The organism is Mesorhizobium sp. M7D.F.Ca.US.004.03.1.1 (assembly GCF_003998635.1).
In the GTDB taxonomy this organism is placed as follows: domain Bacteria; phylum Pseudomonadota; class Alphaproteobacteria; order Rhizobiales; family Rhizobiaceae; genus Mesorhizobium; species Mesorhizobium loti.
Genome location: NZ_RZQG01000337.1, coordinates 1 through 5,970, shown reverse-complemented (window position 1 = coordinate 5,970; position 5,970 = coordinate 1). Strand labels below are relative to the sequence as shown.

Genomic DNA, 5,970 nt, shown 5'->3' with positions numbered 1-5,970 from the left:
CCCCAATCCTGCCGCGACCGGGGCCGCCGACCAGGCGACCGGGGAAAACTTTGCGGTGAAGGTCACCGACAGCGACAACGACACGGCCAATGCCTCGCTGACCGTCAAGGTCAACGATGACGGGCCGCATGCGGTCAACGACGGTCAGACGCAGGCGACGGAGAATGCGCCGGTCACGATCGACGTGTTCGCCAACGACGTGCATGGCGCCGACGGGGTGCTGGCGAGCACGGTGACGCTGGTTGCCGGCAGCCTGAGCGGCTCGGGCATCCTGGTGAACAACGGGAACGGCACGTTCACCTACACGCCTGGCGCTGGCGAACAGGTTCCGGTGAGCTTCTCGTACACGATCAAGGATGGCGACGGAGACACCTCACAGGCGACGGCGACGATTACCCTGGTGGCGGATTCGATACCGACGGTCACGGTGACGCCGACCGGCGGGACGCCGGCGGTCGACGCGACCGCTGTCGTCGACGAGAAGGGCCTTGCGGACGGTAGCGGGGAGCTGGCGCTTCCGGCTCTGCACAGCGACGAGTCGGAGACGACAACGGGCACGTTCAACATCGCCACGGGCGGCGACACCCTACAGAAGCTCGAGGTCGGTGGCGTGGATGTGACCGCTGCGACCGTTGCGGTTCCGGTCGTCGTGCATGGCACCAATGGTGACCTGACGGTGACTTCGAGCGGTGGTGTCTACAGCTGGAGCTACACGCTGCTGCAGCACGTGACGAACCCCAATCCTGCCGCGACCGGGGCCGCCGACCAGGCGACCGGGGAAAACTTTGCGGTGAAGGTCACCGACAGCGACAACGACACGGCCAATGCCTCGCTGACCGTCAAGGTCAACGATGACGGGCCGTCTCTGAGCGTCGACGATATAGCCGTCAACAGGATTGCTGGTGCAGTTACTTCTGGAGACTACCACTTCATAGTCGGTGCTGACAGTTCGGCTTTCGCTGACTCGTTCGGGTCAGGCGCTCTTGCTTGGACCAACAAAGGAGCGGATTTCGATTTCCACCTGAAATCCGGTACCACCTCCACCTACGAAGCGACCTTTGATGACGGTGGAACTACGAAGACCTTTTTCGAAATCACGGTTCAGAACGATGGCACCTATGACTTCCAGCTAGTTACTGCTGCACCTGCGCTCACAGTTTCGAGCGGATCGCTGTTCAGTGGAATCTCTGGCGGATCCGGTCTGTCGAGCTACACATTCGCCGCGTCAAACTTTGGCGGCGCGTTCTCCCTGGTATTGACTGCCACGAACGAGGACGGCAACGACGCAGGAACGGCCCCTGATCCTGCGACGTTGACGATTTCATCGACCGATCTCGGCATCAATGGCAACAGCATCCAGGAGAATTTCGACGAAACCCTGCGACTGGACGTCCAGCAGCAATCTGGCTTCGAGAACTCGACCTTGAGTTCGCTCTCAATCGGAGTTTCCTCAAGCGGAAGCTTGTCTACTGGTGACGATTTCCAAATCCAAGTCTTTTACACGAGTGGTCCACCGGTCACCACAGCCGTGAATTATGACGGAAACGGTACAGTCAGTTTTGACATCGATAGTAGTCGGACCGTCGACTACGTGGAATTCAAGGCCATAACAAACAATGTCAACTTCAAGATTACTGGCATTTCTCTTGAATATACCACAACGGTGAACCCAGCTGACAATGTGCTGCAGTTCCAACTGACAGGCAAGGACGGCGATGGTGATACGGCCACCGACGCCTTTGCGGTAAATGTAATGGCTGGCACGGCTGGCAACGACACGATCGTCACCGGCAGCGCAAACGATCAAGTTTCGGGGGGAAGCGGCAACGACAAATTGAACGGCAGTGGGGGCAATGACCTTCTTTTCGGGGGCGATGGAAACGACATCCTCATTGGCGGCGCCGGCAACGACACTCTGACCGGCGGCACTGGGGTAGATCAGTTCCGGATGGCAACAAATACCGGAATGGATACAATCAAGGACTTCGTGGTCGGGACGGACAAGATCGGCCTGCTGGACACGGGTTTGACCGGAACCGGCAGCGTCAATTTCGTCAACACGATCGGGACTTCCGCCGGTACCCCCCTCAATGTAAACGACTTCTCGATCCGGACCTCGATCTCTGCTCTCACGGCCGGCGACTCGACGCATATCGTTAAAATCGACGCGGGGCAGACGTCGGCGCAAATAACGGCGACACTCGTGGCGGCAGCCAACACCTATGTGCTTGTCTTCAACTCGACCACAGGACATGGCGAACTCTGGTTCGACACGAATTGGAATGACGCCGCCGGCCGCACCCAGGTGGCAACCTTCGACAACATCACCTCGCAATCGCAGCTTAACGCGCTCACCAGCACAGATTTTGTCGTTTACAACAGCGCTACCGACCCCATCATCCTCGATCTCAACCACGATGGGTTCGCCTTCTCCGACCTCAGCCATGGCGTCCAGTTCGACATCAATGGCGATGGTGTAAAAGATCAGGTTGCCTGGAACACATCCCATGATGGGATGCTGGCGGTCGATCTCAACCATGACGGCAAGATCGACGATGGCACCGAACTGTTCACACCGAACTTCGGCGGTGGCAATTTCGCCAGCGGCGCGGCGGCATTGGCTTCGCTCGACAGCAACCATGACGGTGTCATCGACCACAACGATACCGCCTTCGACAGCCTGCTGATCTGGAAGGACGCCAATGCCAACGGCATCAGTGACGCCGGGGAATTGTCACACCTCGCTGACAACGGGATCGTCTCCATCAGCACGGCGGCTACTCCGACTGTCGGCGAAATCGACGGACAGACCGTGACAGGCAACGGAACCTTCCACATGGCCGACGGCACGACCGGCAACTATGTCGAGGTCGAACTCGACACCTCACTTGTTGCACCGGCAGAGCCGACCGCCGGCAGCACGGGCGCCGACACCTTCAAGCTTGACAACCTCGACATCAAGGATCTCATCACCGACTACCATGGCACCGGCCCTGGTGGTCAGGGCGACAAGATCGATCTGAGCGCGCTGTTCGACACGGCGTCGGGGGGCAACATCAATGATTATGTGCACTACGACGCCGACACGAAGACGCTGAGCGTCGATACCACTGGTTCGGGCAATGCGGCCAATTTCGTGGACGTCGCCGCGTTGCAGAACGCACCTGCCGCCGGCACGATCACGATACTCTACGACGACACGGCGCATGTGCAACACACGGCAACGATCTAACGCCATAGCGCATGGCTACGCGACTATGTTATACGTCGCTAATATTTAGGGGAGCTCAACATGAAACGTTCTGCAAGGCTGCTTGTTTCCGCTGCGACGCTGTTGCTGGCAGTCGGGTCGACGGGCTACGCCGCCGACATCATCGAAGGTCCGACGGCCGACTATTGCCGCACCGTCGGCACGTCCAACCTGGTGCTGAACGACAACATCGTCGACCTCAAGGAGCAGGTGGTGAAACTGATGGACGAGTCGGTCGCCGCCGCCAACAGCTCGGAGTGGATCAATTCGTCCCGGCCCGTCTTCGTCTGGGCATCGGAAGCCAAGGTCGCCTGCGGCATGGCTTACGGCTATCTGAAGACGAACTATAAGGACGAAGACACCCTCAACAAGTGCGAGTGTTTCCACGATCGCATGGTCGAGTACATGCACTGACCGGATAGGCGAACCCGCCTGTTGGCCATCATGACAGCCGACGGATCATTCTTGAAGGCGATCGCAGGCGCGATCGTGTTCGTCGGCTTTGGCCTAACTGTCACGCTGGCCCGCGCCAACTGGCTGGAACGACCGTCCGTGGAACAGCGTCAGTCGTCCAATCTGCCGCGACCGGCTCGTTGTGACGCAGCCACGGAGTGGACCCGGCAGACATTCAAGGCGTTTGCGAGCTGCCAGGCATCGATCTATGGCCTGGAGCCGATGCTGGTGCATGCCGTGATGGAGATCGAAAGCGGGTTCGATCCCGGCGTGCAGGGCGCCGATGGCGAAGTCGGCCTGATGCAGGTTATGCCGGCTACGGCCAGAATGCTTGGCTTTCGAGGCTCCGTGGACGATCTGAGCGCACCGGCGACCAACATCGCCCTTGGGGTCAAATATCTTGCGCAGGCCAACAGGCTCGCCGCGGGCGATCTGTGCACCACCGTCATGAAGTATCGCGCCGGGCACAATGAAAGCCGGTTCTCGGCCCTTTCGGTCCGCTACTGTCAGCGTGCGCGGGCAATCCTGGCAAGGGAAGGGATTGAAGTGACCGGGCCTTTGCCGGTGGCGACGTCAGGCTTTTCCGCATTTTCGCCAGGAGGAGAGGGTGGAGCCTCTGCCCAGGGAAAAGGTGTGTGCGTGCGGCGCGTGTTCGTGCCCGGGCCGCGATACATGAAATGCGCCGACTATCGAAGTGCCGGGCAAGCAAGGCAGCTCAAGGCGCTCAGAGCCAGGCTTTTCGGCAGCTAAAAGAACTGCAGACGGCACAGCAAGTCCGCCGTAACATGACTTGAAGACCAGACCGGGAAGAATATCCGGCGGCACATGGGGTGGAGCATTCATGGAAGCTGGCCGACACGTCCACTGTCCACGGACATGGGCAATCGCCTTGGCGCTCGCCGTGATCGTGTCGGGCTGTCAGTCGAAAGGCGGCGTTTCCGAAGTGCTCGATCCGGCGGCGGTTACCGTGCCTGCCGGGCAGAATGGCGCCGCTGTTGCCGGTCCGGTCCAGGCGACCCAGTCGCTGGGCACTGGTTCGACAAAAATCACGATGCTGCTGCCGTTGTCCGCTGCGGGGCCGGCAGGGGAAAACGGCAGGAAGATGCTCGATGCCGCCAAGCTGGCGATGACGGATATCGGCAATGGATTGCTTACGCTGACGGTGGAAGACACCAAAGGCGACAGCGCGCTTGCCAGCAAAATGGCGATAACGGCCATAACGACGGGCTCGAAGGTCGTCATCGGCCCGACCGAACTGCCGGCAGCCCAGCATATTGCCACGCTGTCGGGATCGAAGCGGCCACCGGTCCTGGCGCTTGCCGATAATTTCGCCGGCGGCGCCGGGGTTTATGCCGTGCTCCTTGGCGAAGCGGACAGCGCCGCTGCGGGCGCCGCGGGACTGGCGGCGAAAGGCAGCAAGAAGTTCGTATTGTTTGTCGCGGAGGGCCCAAACGCCAGCGCCATGGAGAAGCGGGTCGCGAACAGCCTCAGCATCTATGGTGCGACCCTCGCGGTCACTCTCCCGTATTCGGCCGGTGACGGTGGCGCGAAGGTGGTCGACGAAATGGGCTCACTCGTGGACGCCCCCGACGCCGTCATCGTTGCCAGCGGCAATGACAGCCCGTCGCCCATCCTCGCCGCCCTTAAATCAAAGGGCATTCCGGGGAAGACAATCTCCGTCGTCGGAACGAACCGTTGGCTGGAACACCCCATGGATCCGCTGTTTGGGGGGGCATATATCGCCACGCTCGATCCAAGTGAAACCGGGCCGATCGCCGACCGCTTCAGGACGGCATACAACTATCCGGCCGACGTCAATGTGGCCTACGCCTATGATATGGTTGCCCTGACTGCAGGGATTGCCAGCGCGGTCGGGCCTGATGGTTTCAGCAAAAAGGTTCTCGAGAATCCAAATGGGTTTCGTGGGTCGACCGGCCTGTTCCGGTTTCGGGCCGACGGATCCAGCGAACGATCGATGCCGTTCTATCGGATTGAAAAAGGTGCTCTCAAGCTGGTTGCCAAATCGACGTCGGGTTTCTGACCGGCGAGACTCCTTGAGATCCTGTTCGCGCTGATGGGCCGGCCGGGCCGCAGCAGCTTGGCGATCGCGCTCGGAAGCCTCCTGCTTCTGGCCGGAGTCCTGCTGATCATTCAGGCCCGGGCTTTGCTTTCGGTCGATCGGCCTGTCCTTATCCCTTCGCAGGATATTGACGATACGCAGCCAATCCGGCCAGTTGCCCCCGTTACCGGCGCACAACGCCGAGAAC

4 protein-coding genes are annotated in these 5,970 nt (G+C 60.3%); all 4 read left to right on the top strand.

Annotation, left to right across the window (positions count from 1 at the left end):
• Positions 1-55 precede the first annotated feature (55 nt).
• The 4 genes from EN935_RS19010 (at position 56) to EN935_RS18995 (ending at position 5,744) form a co-directional block, all read left to right on the top strand.
• Entirely contained in the window at positions 56-3,232 is a 3,177-nt protein-coding gene (locus tag EN935_RS19010; protein ID WP_206534540.1) for an Ig-like domain-containing protein, read from the top strand.
• A gap of 60 nt (positions 3,233-3,292) precedes the next feature.
• Positions 3,293-3,664 (top strand): hypothetical protein, encoded by a 372-nt coding sequence (locus EN935_RS19005; RefSeq protein WP_109659519.1) that lies wholly within the window; start codon positions 3,293-3,295, stop codon positions 3,662-3,664.
• A gap of 30 nt (positions 3,665-3,694) precedes the next feature.
• Positions 3,695-4,453, top strand: a complete 759-nt coding sequence (locus tag EN935_RS19000; RefSeq protein ID WP_127373518.1) for a transglycosylase SLT domain-containing protein — start codon at positions 3,695-3,697, stop codon at positions 4,451-4,453.
• A 91-nt stretch (positions 4,454-4,544) separates the two neighbouring features.
• Positions 4,545-5,744 carry an ABC transporter substrate-binding protein gene (locus EN935_RS18995; RefSeq protein ID WP_127265463.1) on the top strand — a complete coding sequence of 400 codons (1,200 nt, stop codon included), beginning with the start codon at positions 4,545-4,547 and terminating at the stop codon, positions 5,742-5,744.
• Positions 5,745-5,970: the final 226 nt, after the last annotated feature.

Bases quoted from the DNA above. Each gene is read 5' to 3' on its own strand.
- EN935_RS19000 (WP_127373518.1), top strand. From the start codon at position 3,695: ATGACAGCCGACGGATCATTCTTGAAGGCGATCGCAGGCGCGATCGTG.
- EN935_RS19005 (WP_109659519.1), top strand. From the start codon at position 3,293: ATGAAACGTTCTGCAAGGCTGCTTGTTTCCGCTGCGACGCTGTTGCTG.
- EN935_RS18995 (WP_127265463.1), top strand. From the start codon at position 4,545: ATGGAAGCTGGCCGACACGTCCACTGTCCACGGACATGGGCAATCGCC.